Annotated in this window: 15 protein-coding genes; 4 read left to right on the top strand and 11 right to left on the bottom strand. The window is 44.5% G+C overall.

Features of this window, described 5'->3' with window-relative positions; all coding sequences use genetic code 11:
- Positions 1 to 124: 124 nt before the first annotated feature.
- Positions 125 to 790 (top strand): ribonuclease HII, encoded by a 666-nt coding sequence (locus HEQ19_18850; GenBank protein ID WYM01243.2) that lies wholly within the window; start codon positions 125 to 127, stop codon positions 788 to 790.
- 125 nt (positions 791 to 915) lie between these two features.
- The gene (locus HEQ19_18845; protein ID WYM01242.1) at positions 916 to 2139 is read left to right on the top strand and encodes a transposase; all 1224 of its coding nucleotides are present in this window, start codon (positions 916 to 918) and stop codon (positions 2137 to 2139) included.
- Positions 2140 to 2153: 14 nt separating this feature from the next.
- Here HEQ19_18845 and HEQ19_18840 read toward each other — a convergent pair whose 3' ends face one another.
- On the bottom strand, positions 2154 to 2738 hold the full coding sequence (locus tag HEQ19_18840; GenBank protein WYM01241.1) for a DUF1997 domain-containing protein: 585 nt from the start codon (positions 2736 to 2738) through the stop codon (positions 2154 to 2156).
- A 350-nt stretch (positions 2739 to 3088) separates the two neighbouring features.
- Between HEQ19_18840 and pheA the strand changes: the two genes are divergently transcribed.
- A complete protein-coding gene (gene pheA, locus HEQ19_18835) occupies positions 3089 to 3961 on the top strand; it encodes a prephenate dehydratase (GenBank protein WYM01240.1) in 873 nt (290 codons plus the stop codon).
- Here the strand turns inward: pheA and HEQ19_18830 are convergent.
- The 9 genes from HEQ19_18830 to HEQ19_18795 form a co-directional block, all read right to left on the bottom strand.
- Positions 3954 to 4595 (bottom strand): LON peptidase substrate-binding domain-containing protein, encoded by a 642-nt coding sequence (locus HEQ19_18830; GenBank protein WYM01239.1) that lies wholly within the window; start codon positions 4593 to 4595, stop codon positions 3954 to 3956. The two genes, pheA and HEQ19_18830, sit on opposite strands and share 8 nt — an antisense overlap.
- A 211-nt stretch (positions 4596 to 4806) precedes the next feature.
- Entirely contained in the window at positions 4807 to 5124 is a 318-nt protein-coding gene (gene rpsJ / locus HEQ19_18825; GenBank protein WYM01238.1) for a 30S ribosomal protein S10, read from the bottom strand.
- 167 nt (positions 5125 to 5291) lie between these two features.
- On the bottom strand, positions 5292 to 6536 hold the full coding sequence (gene tuf / locus HEQ19_18820; protein ID WYM01237.1) for an elongation factor Tu: 1245 nt from the start codon (positions 6534 to 6536) through the stop codon (positions 5292 to 5294).
- Between the two features lie 23 nt (positions 6537 to 6559).
- On the bottom strand, positions 6560 to 8638 hold the full coding sequence (gene fusA / locus HEQ19_18815) for an elongation factor G (GenBank protein WYM01236.1): 2079 nt from the start codon (positions 8636 to 8638) through the stop codon (positions 6560 to 6562).
- 609 nt (positions 8639 to 9247) lie between these two features.
- Positions 9248 to 9718 (bottom strand): 30S ribosomal protein S7, encoded by a 471-nt coding sequence (rpsG, locus tag HEQ19_18810; protein WYM01235.1) that lies wholly within the window; start codon positions 9716 to 9718, stop codon positions 9248 to 9250.
- 545 nt (positions 9719 to 10263) lie between these two features.
- Positions 10264 to 10647 carry a 30S ribosomal protein S12 gene (gene rpsL, locus HEQ19_18805; protein ID WYM01234.1) on the bottom strand — a complete coding sequence of 128 codons (384 nt, stop codon included), beginning with the start codon at positions 10645 to 10647 and terminating at the stop codon, positions 10264 to 10266.
- 76 nt (positions 10648 to 10723) lie between these two features.
- On the bottom strand, positions 10724 to 10846 hold the full coding sequence (locus tag HEQ19_31180) for a hypothetical protein (GenBank protein ID WZI66958.1): 123 nt from the start codon (positions 10844 to 10846) through the stop codon (positions 10724 to 10726).
- A 39-nt stretch (positions 10847 to 10885) separates the two neighbouring features.
- Positions 10886 to 11242, bottom strand: a complete 357-nt coding sequence (locus HEQ19_18800) for an iron-sulfur cluster assembly accessory protein (GenBank protein WYM03500.1) — start codon at positions 11240 to 11242, stop codon at positions 10886 to 10888.
- A gap of 371 nt (positions 11243 to 11613) precedes the next feature.
- A complete protein-coding gene (locus HEQ19_18795; protein ID WYM01233.1) occupies positions 11614 to 12042 on the bottom strand; it encodes a phosphomannose isomerase type II C-terminal cupin domain in 429 nt (142 codons plus the stop codon).
- A gap of 220 nt (positions 12043 to 12262) precedes the next feature.
- Between HEQ19_18795 and HEQ19_18790 the strand changes: the two genes are divergently transcribed.
- Positions 12263 to 12502, top strand: coding sequence for a hypothetical protein (locus HEQ19_18790; protein ID WYM01232.1), 240 nt, complete (start codon positions 12263 to 12265; stop codon positions 12500 to 12502).
- Between the two features lie 45 nt (positions 12503 to 12547).
- Here the strand turns inward: HEQ19_18790 and HEQ19_18785 are convergent, their stop codons facing one another.
- The gene (locus HEQ19_18785; protein WYM03499.1) at positions 12548 to 14557 is read right to left on the bottom strand and encodes a phosphodiester glycosidase family protein; all 2010 of its coding nucleotides are present in this window, start codon (positions 14555 to 14557) and stop codon (positions 12548 to 12550) included.
- Positions 14558 to 15173 lie beyond the last annotated feature (616 nt).

The following is a 15173-nucleotide window of genomic DNA, read 5'->3' as shown; positions in this document are numbered from 1 at the left end:
TGATAAAACCTAGACACAATAAGACTTGTAACCCAGTCCCCAGCGATGCACTGAGCGGTCGTTGTGTCCCCAGCGATGCACTGAGCGGTCGTTGTGTCCCCAGTCCCCTGCTATAACTTTCCTGATCGTAGAAACAGAGCAAACGGCTGCTGGTTGGTCAACTACAATGGTAATTGAATCGAGTTGGTTGGAGTTATCCGCCTTATCAGGTACTTCGGGTGTGGCTGGGGTGGATGAGGTGGGCCGAGGTGCTTTATTTGGTCCTGTGGTTGCGGCTGCAGTGATCTTACCAAATCATGCAATGTCAGAATTGATCGCGGCTGAAATTAAAGATAGTAAAAAGCTGTCTAGTTCTCGCAGAACGAAGCTATCACAGCAAATTTGTACCTTGGCCGTTGATTGGAAAATTGGTTTTGCTTCCACTGCGGAAATTGACCAAATAAATATTTTTCAGGCGACATTATTAGCAATGAAACGGGCTGTGCTGAAATTAAAAGTGCAGCCTACTCTTTGCTTAATTGATGGTAATCAGTCAGTCAAAGACTTGCTATTACCCCAACAAACAATAATTAAGGGGGACGAGCGATCGCTGAGTATTGCCTCTGCTAGTATTGTGGCAAAAGTTTGGCGTGATGATCTGGTGCTGCGTCTAGCATCTAAGTACCCCATGTACGACCTAGAACGCAACAAGGGTTATGGTACCCCAAGACACTTGCTAGCACTGCAAAAATACGGTCCCTCACCCCTACATCGCCAGTCCTTTCGTCTTTGTCAACCAGATAAGTTTTGAGGGCTTGTTTGTAGTTTCGCTACCCTAGGGAAAAGCTGCGCTAATGGCGATCTACACTCTGTCAGCGCTAAAGCGCAACTACAAACAAATTAAAAATTACTCAGGGTCGAAATAGGTACTAACCAATGCAATTAGTAGAAAAACATATAATTAAGCGGACTCATAGATTTTGGAAAGAATGCGATAATCTGGCTTTTCAGTCTAAACATCTATATAATTCAGCTAATTATATCCAGCGTCAATATTTTTTTGATACAGGTAAATATTTTAATTCAATAGATATTTATCATCAAACTAAGAATCTTGAAGCTTATAGTTTTCTACCCACTAAAGTTAGTAAGCAGATAGTTCGTACAGTTGCTAAAGCTTGGAAAGGTTGGCTAGCCGCTATAAAAGACTGGTCACAACACCCAGATAAATATTTAGGTAAACCAAAAATACCTAGATATAAACATAAGGAACATGGTAGAAATGTAGTTATCTACCCTATTGATGCTATATCAAAACCAGCACTGAACAAGGGTGTTATCAAACTATCACAAACAAACATCAACCTACCCACTAGAGCTAAAAATGTTGACCAAGTAAGGATTGTGCCTAAGCTTGATCATTATGTTATTGAAGTAGTTTACACCATTGATGAGCCTGAAAAAAATCAAGGTAAATACTCAGCAGGGGTAGACCTTGGATTGAACAATTTAATGGCTGTAACTTCAAATCATCCCGGTGTTCAACCGTTTTTGATTAATGGCAGACCTTTAAAAAGTATCAACCAGTTTTTTAATAAGAGAGTGTCAAAGGCTCAATCAATAGAAGCTTGGAAACAGGTGAAAAAATTAAATAGTAAGCGTGATAGAAGAATTGATAACTACCTACATACTGTTAGTCGTAGGACAATTGATTGGTGTCAGTTACATGGGATAAGTCAATTAGTCATCGGTAATAATAAAGGGTGGAAACAAGATATCAATATTGGTAAAAGAAATAATCAAGAATTTACCAAAATACCCCACGCTAAACTAATTCACCTGTTGACCTATAAAGCACAATTAGCTGGAATAGAAGTTTTACTGACTGAAGAGAGTTATACCTCAAGAGCTAGTGCTTTAGATGGGGACAATATACCTGTTTACAATAATCAATCAGGTCTTAAACCTGTTTTTAGTGGTAAGCGTATAAAACGTGGTTTATATAAAACTTCCACTGGTAAAACAATTAACGCTGATACCAATGGAAGTTTAAATATAGCTAGAAAACTAATCCCAAACTTTATGAATGGGATAGAGGGATTGCCGTTTATCCCTGTAGTTTTAGGACTTTGGACTAAGATTACAAACGTGAAATGCTAGATTTATCTAGTTTTTTACGAACGGTTGAGGATTGGTAATTCTCCATCATTACCAAGCGGTTTGTCTTTTGTTTGTAAGACCACCCAGTGGCGATAATCTGCTAGCAGTTGATATAATAATCTTTGCTTAACCGTCAATAGTACGCTCTTGAGCAAACCATTGCCGGTGGTTTCTAATATCGGCTTGGGTGTGAAGGAAAATGGTGGGGGGAGATCCACTATTACTTCTAAATCCGCTCTTCCTTGTAAGCGAGTTCCAGTACTTAGCTGATAGGGAGACAAATTTCCGCTTAAATTCAGACTAAAGCGCTGGTTAATATACTCAAAACCCAGAATTTCACAGCCTACCGACCGTAAATAAATGATTCCATTTGATTCAGCCCACACTCTCATGTCTACAGTAGGTTGAAGACTCAGTGACATAAAAGTTAACGGTCGCATTTTTAACCGAAATACTTCCTCCGTAATATGCTGAATTCTACTGGTATCAACTAAAGCATATACCAGACGTTGGGGCTGACGCAAATAGTGTTGAATGGGAATAGGCTGCTCTGGAACAGCGATTTCAACCGATTGTGAGGCAGTAAACCGGGTAACCATGAGCGAATTAAATAAGCTATCTTTTAATTTTAATATTTTTTAACAAATTGGATTTGTTTGCATAAACGCTTAAACTTTATTGATAATAAAAATTGTCGTTGCTTAGAATCGTCCATCACTGACAAAAAGCTGGATAATCTGATTACTCCCTTCCCGGTCTAAGATTACCTATAATTTTCCTTCTTTGCGCCTACTCTTCGAGAACGCTTCGCGAATGCGCCTTTGCGTGAGCTAAAAATTATTTCGGTAATCTTCCAGCGGTTCGGGAGTAATATATTTCAGATAAAGAAATCCGGGTTTAAGCATTGACAAAAAAGTAAAAATATGCACAAAAAAATTTATTTGCAGCCATGACACTATCGATCGCACATTTAGGGCCTCCTGGAACTTACGCGGAACAAGCAGCTGTATTTTATGTGAACTGGCTGACGAAAAATCAAGGCATTGAAGGGATATTATGCCCCTATCCCAGCATATCCCAGTCACTGCAGGCCGTTGTCCAAGGTGAAGCGCAGTTAGCTGTTGTACCAGTAGAAAATTCTATTGAAGGCAGTGTTACCATGACAATGGATGCACTGTGGCAGTTGGACAGTTTACGAATTCAGTTGGCTTTGGTCATGCCCATTGCCCATATGTTAATTTCTACTGCCACTAGTTTAGATGGCATTAAAACTGTTTACTCTCACCCACAAGCTTTGGCACAATGTCAAGGGTGGTTAGGGCAATTTCTCCCGACTGTACAATTAATTCCCACTAACTCTACTACTGAAGCACTACAGGGACTTGAGCAAGACTTAACAGTAGCGGCGATCGCATCTAGCAGAGCGGCTCAACTTTATCACCTGCCGATCCTCGCCCGCAGCATTAACGACTATCCTGAAAATTGTACCCGTTTTTGGGTGCTAAGTCACGGTCAAACAGATGTTGACTACCATGTATCTGCTAGCAATACCCATACTTCTTTAGCTTTCAGTGTACCTGCTAATGTACCGGGGGCGCTGGTCAAACCGTTACAAATATTCGCTCAAATTGGGATTAACCTCAGCAGAATTGAATCTCGCCCGACAAAGCGATCTCTGGGAGAATATTTGTTTTTTGTTGATCTAGAAGCAGACACAAGCGTTACAAAAACGCAATCCGCTTTGGCAGAATTAACCACTCACACAGAAATTTTAAAAGTCTTTGGCAGCTATAATGTTTTGTCAATTAGCGCTGCTAATTAAACGTATCTTTCAGGACGGTACGAGCGGCCAAATGATTGCGAGTGGAAGTCAAAATTTCTGCTTCCCGTTCTAAACGAGCGGTAGTGTCTCGCATTTCTAGTAATAGTTGTTGCTCTGCGGCGACACCGTAGAGGTTACTTGCTACCCAATATGATAGCTCTGTTGGCAGATCGGGTAAATCTTCTGGGAGTTCAATATTTTGTTCAGTTAACTTGGCTGAGAGACGCACAACATCCCCCAGCAGTTGCTCTACCTCAGCGGCTAAAGGTCGTAAATCCTTAGTGGGGGGCTGGTCTTCAATCCACTCGACCAAACCAACGCGGTAAGGTTTTTCGCGAACATACTCTAAAACACGGAATCTTTGTTGTCCCAAAGTTAACATTTTTATCCGGTCATCTGGCAGCCGCTGGTAATGAATAATTTCAGCGCAGCAACCAACGTTGGCAATTGTTCCTTGAATTGGATCGACCATCAACACCCCAAACCTGCGATCGCTCTCTAAAATCGTGTTCATCATGATTCGGTAGCGAAATTCAAAGATATGCAGGGGTAATGGTCGGCTGGGAAACAGAACTACTTCGGGTAACGGGAACAGAGGTAGTTCGCGAACTGCAATTTTAGAAGAGGATGTCATTGTTACTTTGGTATAATTTTAATTTTAAAATTTATTTTTCTCTGATTTTCCCGTACTTTGTTTATATTCTATCATTTCTTGTACAGCTAATAAAAAGCCCTGCAGAAATTTATCTCAGGGCTATGTTATTATTCATACAATTGTCAGATGTCCCTTGTCCTTTGTTATTTGACTGAGTACAACTGACACATGACAACTCACAGATGACAAATTACAATTTGACTTCGATATCCACACCAGATGGCAAATCTAGTTTCATCAGCGCATCAATCGTTTTCGAGGAAGGCTGGTAAATGTCAATAATCCGGCGATGGGTGCGGGTTTCAAAGTGTTCGCGGGAATCTTTATCTACGTGAGGCGATCGCAATACGCAGTAGATCTTACGTTTGGTGGGTAAAGGAATCGGTCCTATGGCTGTAGCGTTGGTGCGGTTAGCGGTGTCTACAATCTTCTCGCAAGATGTATCCAACAAGCGGCGGTCAAAAGCCTGTAAACGAATTCGTATCTTCTGCTGCTGTAGAGTAGCCATCTTTAATTTTCCTGGTTCTGATTAATTTTAGTAAGGGATTGGGGATTGGGGATTGGGGATTGGGGATTGGGAAATTAACAAGCACCAATCGCTTTTGTATAGGGCAGCGAAAGGAGCAGAGATGCATTTTACCATCTCTGCTCCTTTGTTATGAAGCTCAAAAGGCGCTATTTAGCCGGTTTGGTATCGAGGATTTTAGAAACGACACCAGCACCGATGGTGCGACCACCTTCACGAATCGCAAAGCGCATCCCTTGCTCAATAGCGATGGGGTTGATCAATTCTACTGTCACTTTGATGCGATCGCCTGGCATAACCATTTCCACCTCGCTACCGTCATCAGCGGTGAAGGCTTTGATTGTGCCGGTTACATCTGTTGTCCGGACATAGAACTGGGGACGGTAGCCGGCGAAAAATGGTGTTTTCCGACCACCTTCTTTTTCGGTTAGCACGTACACTTCACCTTCAAATTGAGTGTGAGGGGTAATTGACTTGGGTTGGGCGATTACCATTCCCCGTTCAATATCAGCTTTCTGAATCCCCCGCAATAGTACACCTGCATTATCCCCTGCTTGACCTTCATCGAGACTCTTTTTAAACATCTCGATCCCGGTAACGGTGGTAGCGCGAGTGTCTCTAATGCCTACTAATTCGACGTTATCACCAACTTTGACCTTACCACGCTCAATCCGACCGGTAGCGACTGTACCACGACCTGTGATGGAGAACACGTCTTCTACCGCCATCAAGAAGGGCTTATCTATATCCCGCTCTGGGGTGGGGATGTAGGAATCTACAGCGTCCATCAGTTGGTATATCTTATCTACCCAGGGATTTTCACCCCGTTGGGTCTTGGGATTAGCGGTCATTGCTTGGAGAGCTTGCAGACCTGATCCTTTGACAATGGGAATATTGTCACCATCAAAATCATAACTAGTCAGCAATTCCCGCAGTTCTAGTTCCACTAGTTCCAACAGTTCTTCGTCATCCATCATGTCTTCTTTGTTCAAGAAGACCACCAAGCTGGGAACGCCTACCTGTTTTGCTAACAGGATGTGTTCGCGGGTTTGGGGCATAGGACCATCAGTAGCAGCGACTACGAGGATACCTCCATCCATTTGCGCTGCACCGGTGATCATGTTCTTCACGTAGTCAGCGTGTCCGGGACAGTCTACGTGAGCATAGTGCCGTTGTGCGGTTTCATACTCTACGTGAGCGGTATTGATGGTGATACCCCGTGCCTTTTCTTCTGGCGCGTTATCGATTTGGTCGTAGCCTTTAGCTACAGCCTGACCCATAGCCGCCAAGGTCATAGTGATGGCTGCTGTCAATGTAGTTTTACCGTGGTCAACGTGGCCAACAGTACCGATATTTATGTGGGGTTTATTCCTTTCAAACTTTGCGCGTGCCATGAATCCTCGTTTCCTTTATCTAATTAAGCGTTCCCTTTGCTTTTGGCGATGATAGTTTCAGCTACGCTGCGAGGCACCTCTTCGTAGTGGCTGAACTCCATCGTGAAGATACCCCGACCTTGGGTCTTCGACCGGATATCCGTGGCGTAGCCGAACATGCTCGCTAGTGGAACTTTGGATGCCACTTTAGCAAGTCCTTGTTCAGTGCTTTGGCTTTCAATCTGCCCCCGGCGGGAGATGAGGTCACCAATGACGTTCCCGATAAAGTCTTCAGGAACTTCCACCTCAACTTTCATCATAGGCTCTAAGAGTACCGGTGAAGCTTTCAGCACAGCTTCCTTCATTGCCATTGAGCCGGCAATTTTGAAAGCCATTTCCGAAGAGTCCACATCGTGGTATGAGCCGTGAATCAGCGTTGCTTTCACGTCAATTAGCGGATATCCAGCTAAAATACCAGATTCACAGCTTTCTTTCATACCTTGTTCCGCAGGACCGACGTACTCTTTTGGTACTACGCCGCCGACAATTTTAGAGACGAATTCAAAACCCGTACCTGGTTCTCCTGGCTCCAAATTGATCACAACGTGACCATATTGACCTTTACCACCACTTTGACGGATAAACTTGCCTTCCACGTTGGTGACTGTTTTGCGAATCGTTTCGCGGTAAGCTACTTGTGGCGCACCAACGTTAGCTTCCACTTTGAATTCGCGTAACATCCGGTCTACCAGAATTTCCAGGTGGAGTTCTCCCATCCCGGCAATTACAGTTTGGTTAGTTTCTGGGTCAACGCGGACACGGAAGGTTGGGTCTTCTTCTGAGAGAGATTGCAGAGCCTTGGACAACTTGTCCATGTCGTTCTTGGTTTTGGGTTCAACCGCCACCGAGATGACAGGCTCAGGAATGAATAGAGATTCCAGAATCACTGGCGATCCGTCATCACAAATCGTGTCACCTGTCAAGGTGTCTTTCAATCCTAGGGCTGCTCCCAAATCACCCGCCCGCAGTTCATCGACATCTTGTCGGTCATCTGCTTTCATCAGAACTAAACGGGAAATCCGTTCTTTTTTGTTCTTACTAGCGTTGAGGATGTAGCTACCCTTTTTCAGCACACCAGAATAAACGCGAACAAATGTCAGCCGACCGTAAGGGTCAGCCATAATCTTAAACGCCAGAGCCGCTAGGGGTTCGTTGTCATCAGCTCGCCGCTCGACAGCATCCCCATTTGGCAGGAGTCCTTGAATTGGCGGTACTTCACTTGGCGCTGGTAGGTAATCGACAACGGCATCCAGCATCAGCTGTACACCTTTGTTTTTGAATGCCGAACCACAAAGTACCGGTACGATTGTCCCCGCAATTGTGCCTTGACGCAGGGCAGTACGAACCTCGTCTTCTGTAAGTTCTTCGCCCTCGAAATACTTAGCCATCAGGGTATCATTAGTTTCCGCCACCGCTTCTATTAGCTTGGTGCGGTATTCTTCTACCTGGGCTTGCATTTCTTCCGGGATATCAGTTTCCTGAATATCAGTACCTTGGTCGTTTGCGTAAATATACGCACGCTGACGGACAAGATCAACGATGCCTTGGAAGTCGGTTTCACTACCGATTGGCAGCTGAATGGCAATGGCATTAGCCCGCAGGCGATCGCGCATTTGCTCGTGAACTTTATAGAAGTTCGCTCCTGTGCGATCCATTTTGTTGACAAAGGCTATCCGTGGTACTTTGTAGCGGTCTGCTTGTCGCCACACTGTTTCTGATTGTGGTTGGACGCCACCCACTGAACAAAATACTGCGATTACACCATCCAACACGCGCATGGAACGCTCTACTTCAATTGTGAAGTCAACGTGGCCAGGAGTATCGATAATGTTAATTTGATGATCTTTCCAGCTGGTACTAATTGCCGCAGCGGTGATGGTAATTCCCCGCTCCCGCTCTTGTTCCATCCAGTCGGTGACGGCAGTTCCTTCATGAACTTCGCCAATTTTATGAATTATCCCAGAGTAAAACAATATTCTCTCTGTTGTCGTTGTCTTGCCCGCATCTATATGCGCCGCAATACCGATATTGCGTACTTTTTCTAGCGGGATCGTACGTGCCACAATAGCCTCCTATAATTGTTGCCTCATCCAGAGTCGTCGCCCCGTGGGAACCCCTTCCTTGTCTTTGCTACGCAACGCTACCGCGAACGACACACTGCGCGAACAGGTATGGGGATAAGGGGCATCAGAATTTATTCTAAGTGGATATTTTGATGCCATTACACGGGAGTTGTTGAATTTGGTGTGCTTTTGTAATGCACTTTCAATAGGACAGTTACTATTTCAAATTTCACAACCCTGTACGCATAATGGTTTTGCTCAAAAGAGCCTCCCTTTCGGGGTGATGTTAGCTGAGACCATGTTAGAGGACGGTAACTATCCAAACAGCACTTCCTTAACCCTTTTACAGATATTTAACTGCTTGGTTCTAGAGCAAGGAACTAGCTACAGATTCCTTGGTAGGTCTTTAACTCTTGCCTCTAACTTAGTACGCGAGGTACTTAGTCTGGTCAGATTTGGGCTTTTTCAAACCCCCGCATTTATGCGTCGGGTTTCTGACGATATCTTGTATATTACTCTTTGTTAAGATTCTATACTTTTACGGAAAACCGTCTTTTTGAGAAATTTACGATATATTGCCGTAATCATCACGATATATCGTTTGTGTACTTAGTAACGATAATGAGCAAAGGCTTTGTTCGCTTCCGCCATGCGATGAGTTTCTTCTCTCTTGCGAATGGCATTCCCGGTTTCGTTGGCAGCGTCCATTAACTCATTAGCCAATTTACCCGCCATTGTCCGCCCTGGTCTAGATCTGGAAAATTGCACCAGCCAACGTAGTGCTAGGGTTGTACCCCGATCTGAACGCACTTCCATTGGTACTTGGTAGGTCGCTCCACCGACTCGGCGGGCTTTTACTTCTACTAACGGAGTTGCATTGCGTACTGCCCTTTCAAAGGTTTCTATGGCAGCAGCACCAGTGCGTTCTTCAATAGTTTTTAAGGCATCATACACAATCCGTGCGGCAAGTGATTTCTTGCCATGACGCATGATCCGCCTGATGATCATACTAACAAGGCGACTATTATATACAGAGTCAGGCGGAACTGGACGCCTTTGAATAACACCACGACGAGACATACTGCTCCCTTAATTCAGATTTGGCAACGAAATTATATGCTATCAAACACTGGAAACTAAAAGCGGTGGAACTCGCCGCTCTAACTTACTCAATTTTTGCTTTACAGTGGTACAGTCTTTAACCTATTGATTGACCTGCTACCCACAACCAGAAACCGCGACAACATTATAAATCTTAATCTTTAGATTAAAATACTGCTGTCACTCACAGGATTCTTGTCTAAGCTGCCTACACTTGCTCGCTTAGTGCAGGGTGTAGCTTGATTTGTGTAAACAAACACAAGAACTAGAATGACTGTACTTTAGAAGCGATGCCTACGGCGGGCTAGGCTTATGCCGTTTTTTCTGTCCTGCGGCACTTTTATCCAACTTATCAGTTATCAGTTATCAGTTACATAAGCGTGGGTTAAACAATACCCGAATTTACCTCAGGCGTTGGTGCGCGTCCACTGACAACTATACGCCGTCAGAACTGTTCACTGTTGACTGTTCACTGATTTGTGGCAGGCAATTAATCGTGTTTAATGCGATTAATCACCCGGTTCCTATTTTTTCGCTGCTTTTGGACGCTTGGTTCCATATTTGGAACGACCTTGCTTGCGGTCTTTGACTCCGGCTGTATCTAACGTGCCACGGATAATGTGGTATCTCACGCCTGGTAAGTCCTTAACCCGACCGCCGCGAATCATCACAACTGAATGCTCTTGCAAGTTGTGACCAATGCCTGGAATGTAAGCTGTGACTTCAAATCCAGATGTTAGCCTGACTCTTGCTACTTTGCGTAACGCTGAGTTAGGCTTTTTAGGTGTGGTCGTGTACACTCTGGTGCAAACCCCCCGACGCTGGGGGCACTGCTTCAGGGCAGGGGACTTGGTTTTTTGACGCGCTTTTTCGCGTTCACTACGTATTAGCTGCTGTATGGTTGGCATGAGTTACAGCGCATGAAGCTGCATTATGGTCTAAGTTTTAACAAATCCTGATTATATCTTTTTTTATGGTTTTATGTCAATCGTTATTTGTCCTTTGTCCTTTGTCAGTTGTCAGTTGTCCTTTGTCAGTTGTCCTTTGTCCTTTGTCGGTTGTTGTTTGTCCAATGACCAATGACCAATGACCAATGACCAATGACAAATGACCAATGACTAATGACTAATGACTAATGACTAATGACTAATGACTAATGACCAATGACCAAGGACTAATTGCAAAGGAATTACCACAGCCACAGGTGGCGATCGCCTGGGGATTGTCAAAGCGAAAACCACCGCCCATCAGATCTTCTGAATAATCCACCTTCAAACCATTAACTAAATCTATACTTTCGGCATCTATGGCTACTTGGATACCGTTCACGTCAAAAATGCGTAGGCTTACATCGCTCACATTTTCCGATTGCTCAAATGACATATCATAAAACCACCCGGAACAGCCACCAGGTTTAACTGCCAATCGAAACACAACCTTGTTCTGCTGCTTTAACTTTAAGCGCCCGATCTCACTGGCTGCGGCTGGACTCAGATGAATCATGGATGAAATCCGTGTTGGAAATTGAAACCCCATCTTCAATATTACAGATGGGTTGACTGAAAATAATTCCTAATTCGTAATTCGTAGAATAACCTGTCAAAACTTATGTGGCAATACAGTTCAGTTAGGCTCGAATGATATACACTTACGGGGCACGGCATCCAAAATTTTTTCTTCTAATGACAATTTTATTCGTGCCGTGCCCCTACGACAATTTTCCTTAACTGAACTGTATTGACTTATGTGGTGGAATACTAGACGCAAAGCGCGGCTTGACGCACGGGCGTGAAACACTTTTGGCAATTGCTTGAAGGCGTTGGTGCTATAAAACACATGCACCAACGCCTGATAACTCTTAACTTATAAATGTTTTAACGGCTTTTATTCTCAGTGCGAGAATAATCGTCCTGGTAGCGAATAATATCATCTTCACCTAAATATTCGCCATTTTGCACTTCAATTAGCACTAAGGGAATGACGCCAGGATTTTCTAAACGATGAGCAGTACATTGGGGTACATAGGTTGACTGATTATTATTCAACAGCACTTCGTTTTCGCCGCAAACCACCTTAGCTGTACCAGAGACGACTATCCAATGTTCGCTGCGGTGGTGGTGCATTTGCAGGCTGAGACGGTGCCCTGGCTTAACTTCAATCCGCTTAATTTTGTAGCCGCGCCCTTCTTCCAAAACGGTGAAAGAACCCCAAGGACGCAGTTCAGTTGCAGCAACGCCTCTATTGGTCACAACTGAGGATAGGGACAGAGATTGAGTTGGAGCTGTTTCTTGAATTTGAACCATAGTTACCTCATTTGGAGACATAACAAACCGTCTGTACTTTTAACCTTTGAGCGAAAAATCTGGCGCAATGCGACAACCGTAAAAATCAGTACTTGAGTTGTACTTTGCTAAACATACCAAAATCAGCCTTGATGATGTCAACGACCCCGCTTAAGCTCTTGTTTCTATACCAAATCTTCATATAGCACAATGGCAGCTTATTCCAAACTTTAAAAAGGGATTGCACTTCGGCTCCGCTCTGTTACCAGGGATTGGGGATTGCACTTCTGGTGCGGACGCTACGCGAACGGCTCCGCTCTGTTACCAGGGATTGGGGATTGCACTTCTGGTGCGGACGCTACGCGAACGGCTCCGCTCTGTTACCAGGGATTGGGGATTGGGGATTGCACTTCTGGTGCGGACGCTACGCGAACGGCTCCGCTCAGTTACCAGGGATTGGGGATTGGGGATTGGGGACTAGGAAATCCTTTTTATGCCCCATACCCCATACCCCATACTCAATGCCTTATGGCTTTTGTTGTAAAAAGATACCAATGCCGTTATGGACACGAGCAGCGGTAGTAGGGGAACGGTCAAGTAATTGACCTCCGAGGTAAAGACTGGTAGAACTACCGCCATCTAAATTGAGGGCATCTACACAACCCAGAAGCTGCATGAGTTGGGCGTGTTCGGCTAAGGTGGGTCCAGGTCCATCTGCACGATTATGCATGGCAGCAATTATTATATGACCTGTGGTGGTTGTACAAATACCGCTGCGAATTGCTCTTTCGGCAATAAAGGCATCACTGAATTTTTCGGCTTTGGCATCGAGGACTATTTGCCGATTTTGCACTAAAAGAGGCCCTGCTCCGACAATGTGAGGATAACGATTAAACTCAGCGGGTGCAGTGGCGCTGGTAATGCTGAGTGTAGTGCCAATGGGCAACTGTGATGCTGCATTGCCAGCGTTGCCGCGTAAAGTTAGTAGGTAGCCATCCTGGGGAATGGGAAGGTTTGTTTGACCAGCTTTACCCGCTGATAATTGATTGATTACTTGGTTTTTTTGGACAACGAGGATGATTTCGTTGTCTATTAAGGGGGTGTAGGTCGGTCCCCAAACTGGGGTATAACGAGCAATCCCACTTTGAACGTAGCCACTATTGAGAAAGAGAATTGGCAAGCGCAGGTTATTAGGTGCAATTATAGTTTCTTCTAATGTGAGTCGCCCTAAGTAAAATTGCCCAGCATCATTCCAGGCGATCGCCCCTCGGTTGAGTATCGGACCTGACAACCATTGACCATCCCGCCGAATTGCACCCAAGGGTAAGCGATTATTGCGGTTAAAATAACCACCGTTAATGGCGGCTACGGCTAAGTAGCGTTGTGCTGTTTCCATCAAGGGAGCAGTCCCCGCTTGGGTATCGGGGTTACTGGAAATTGGTTTGAGGGTGAGTCCAAAAGCCCGTGGATTAATTTCTAACCAAACAATGGGAAACTTTTGGGTGCCTAAATTGACAAATTTTTGTCGCCAACGCAATCCCTGTGCCCAGGTAATATCTCGCTCTACCATCGCATCTGGGCGAATTTCGATGATCAGGCGATTGGGGTTGGCTAGGGTGCTAATTCGGGGAGATTGGCCAAAGGGAACACTCAGACTAATAATTGTTTGGTTTTTGACTACCTCGACTTGTTGAATCAGTGGTTCTGGAGTTGGTGTTGCTGGGATTGTTCTTGGTAGTAATTGTTTGAGGGGATTGGGTATTTGTATTGGTGCTGATGGTTGGGGGGTATAACGTTGTACTAAGATGGGAGCGGCTATGCCATCCAGGGTAATTTTCCACTCTCGATTTGGCTGTGTAGAAGGTTTGGCTGTTTGGGTATCAGGGTCGGGAGTTCTGGTGATTGGTAAACCTTGTGTGATTTGCCAAGGTGTTGGGCGATCCAACTCTACAACGATGCGGTTGCTTGCAGGTTGTGGACTGGGAATAATATCTGTTACTTTTGTTGCCGGCGTGGAAATTACTAAGGTGTTACCATTGATCTGTATCTGCCATCCGGCTGTTTGAGCAAAATTTGTGATATCTAGATAGCGATAGCCCCTCAGTAGCGAAGCGGCTAAGACTAGTGGCTGTGTCTCTGAGGAAAACCATGCTACTGGTTGTCTGGTGGGATTAGTGGTGTTTAAAAAATCTATCCCCATGAATTGTCTGAATGCGCCATCACTGAGATGGGTTGTTACTTCACCACGGGCACCTGTTTGCTGCAACCACGCCCCAGATACGGTACGACCATTGAGGGTAATTTGATTACCACAGGACTGCACCCCGGCTATTGGGGATTTTGGCACATGGGGAATCAATGTAGGTTTTGGTTTGATACCTGCGGGAGATTGTTGGGCAATAGTAGTATTGGTAGTATATAAGCACAATGCGATCGCCAGTATTGGCGACATAGTAGCCCCCAAAGTGATTTTCTGGGAAATTAGGGTAATAGCACTGTGGTCTTTTTCTCGGCTGAATTTAAGCATTTTTACCATCACTGGCTTGGTACTTTTGAAAGCTATCACCCAAGGTACAGGTTAACTAAATTATGCGGAAATCTTAAAAAATCATGATATGAATTGGGAATAAACATGATAATGTATATGGTGGCTCGTTATCTCTTGCAAAAACAAACAAGTTTTTACCCACCAAAAAGTGTTTCAACTGTCACTAGTAGTCTGGCAAGTCAACTTTGCAGGGCTGTTTGTAGTTGCGCTTTAGCGCTCTTGATTGTCGAGAGCGTTAAAGCGCAACTACGAACAAATAAATTCACCCATCATATTTATTTAATGTGGTGGACTACTAGTAGTAACAGAGGTGGTATCTGATTATCCGCAAAAATCTAGACGACAATAGAGAGACTTAGGAATTGTCAAATGGGCATATAGTGTAATAGGCTGATTTTGTAACTGAAATCAGTAAAATTTCGGGTTGCAAAGCAGTAAAGCGTTCAAATTACGTTTTATGTCAGGTGAGCCGGTACTGCTTTTGGCAGAAAAACGGCTTGGCTGTGAAAATAGGGAATTGAGAAAACACCTAGTACCGCTGCGCGGAATGGGCTACGCCCCGCTACGCTAACGTAATTACCTTTTTTTCAGGGTTGGTGACGTT

This window comes from Gloeotrichia echinulata CP02, from assembly GCA_038087035.1.
Lineage (GTDB): Bacteria > Cyanobacteriota > Cyanobacteriia > Cyanobacteriales > Nostocaceae > Gloeotrichia > Gloeotrichia echinulata.
The sequence above is the reverse complement of the archived record's forward strand: the minus strand, read 5'-3'. Positions and strand labels throughout refer to the sequence as shown.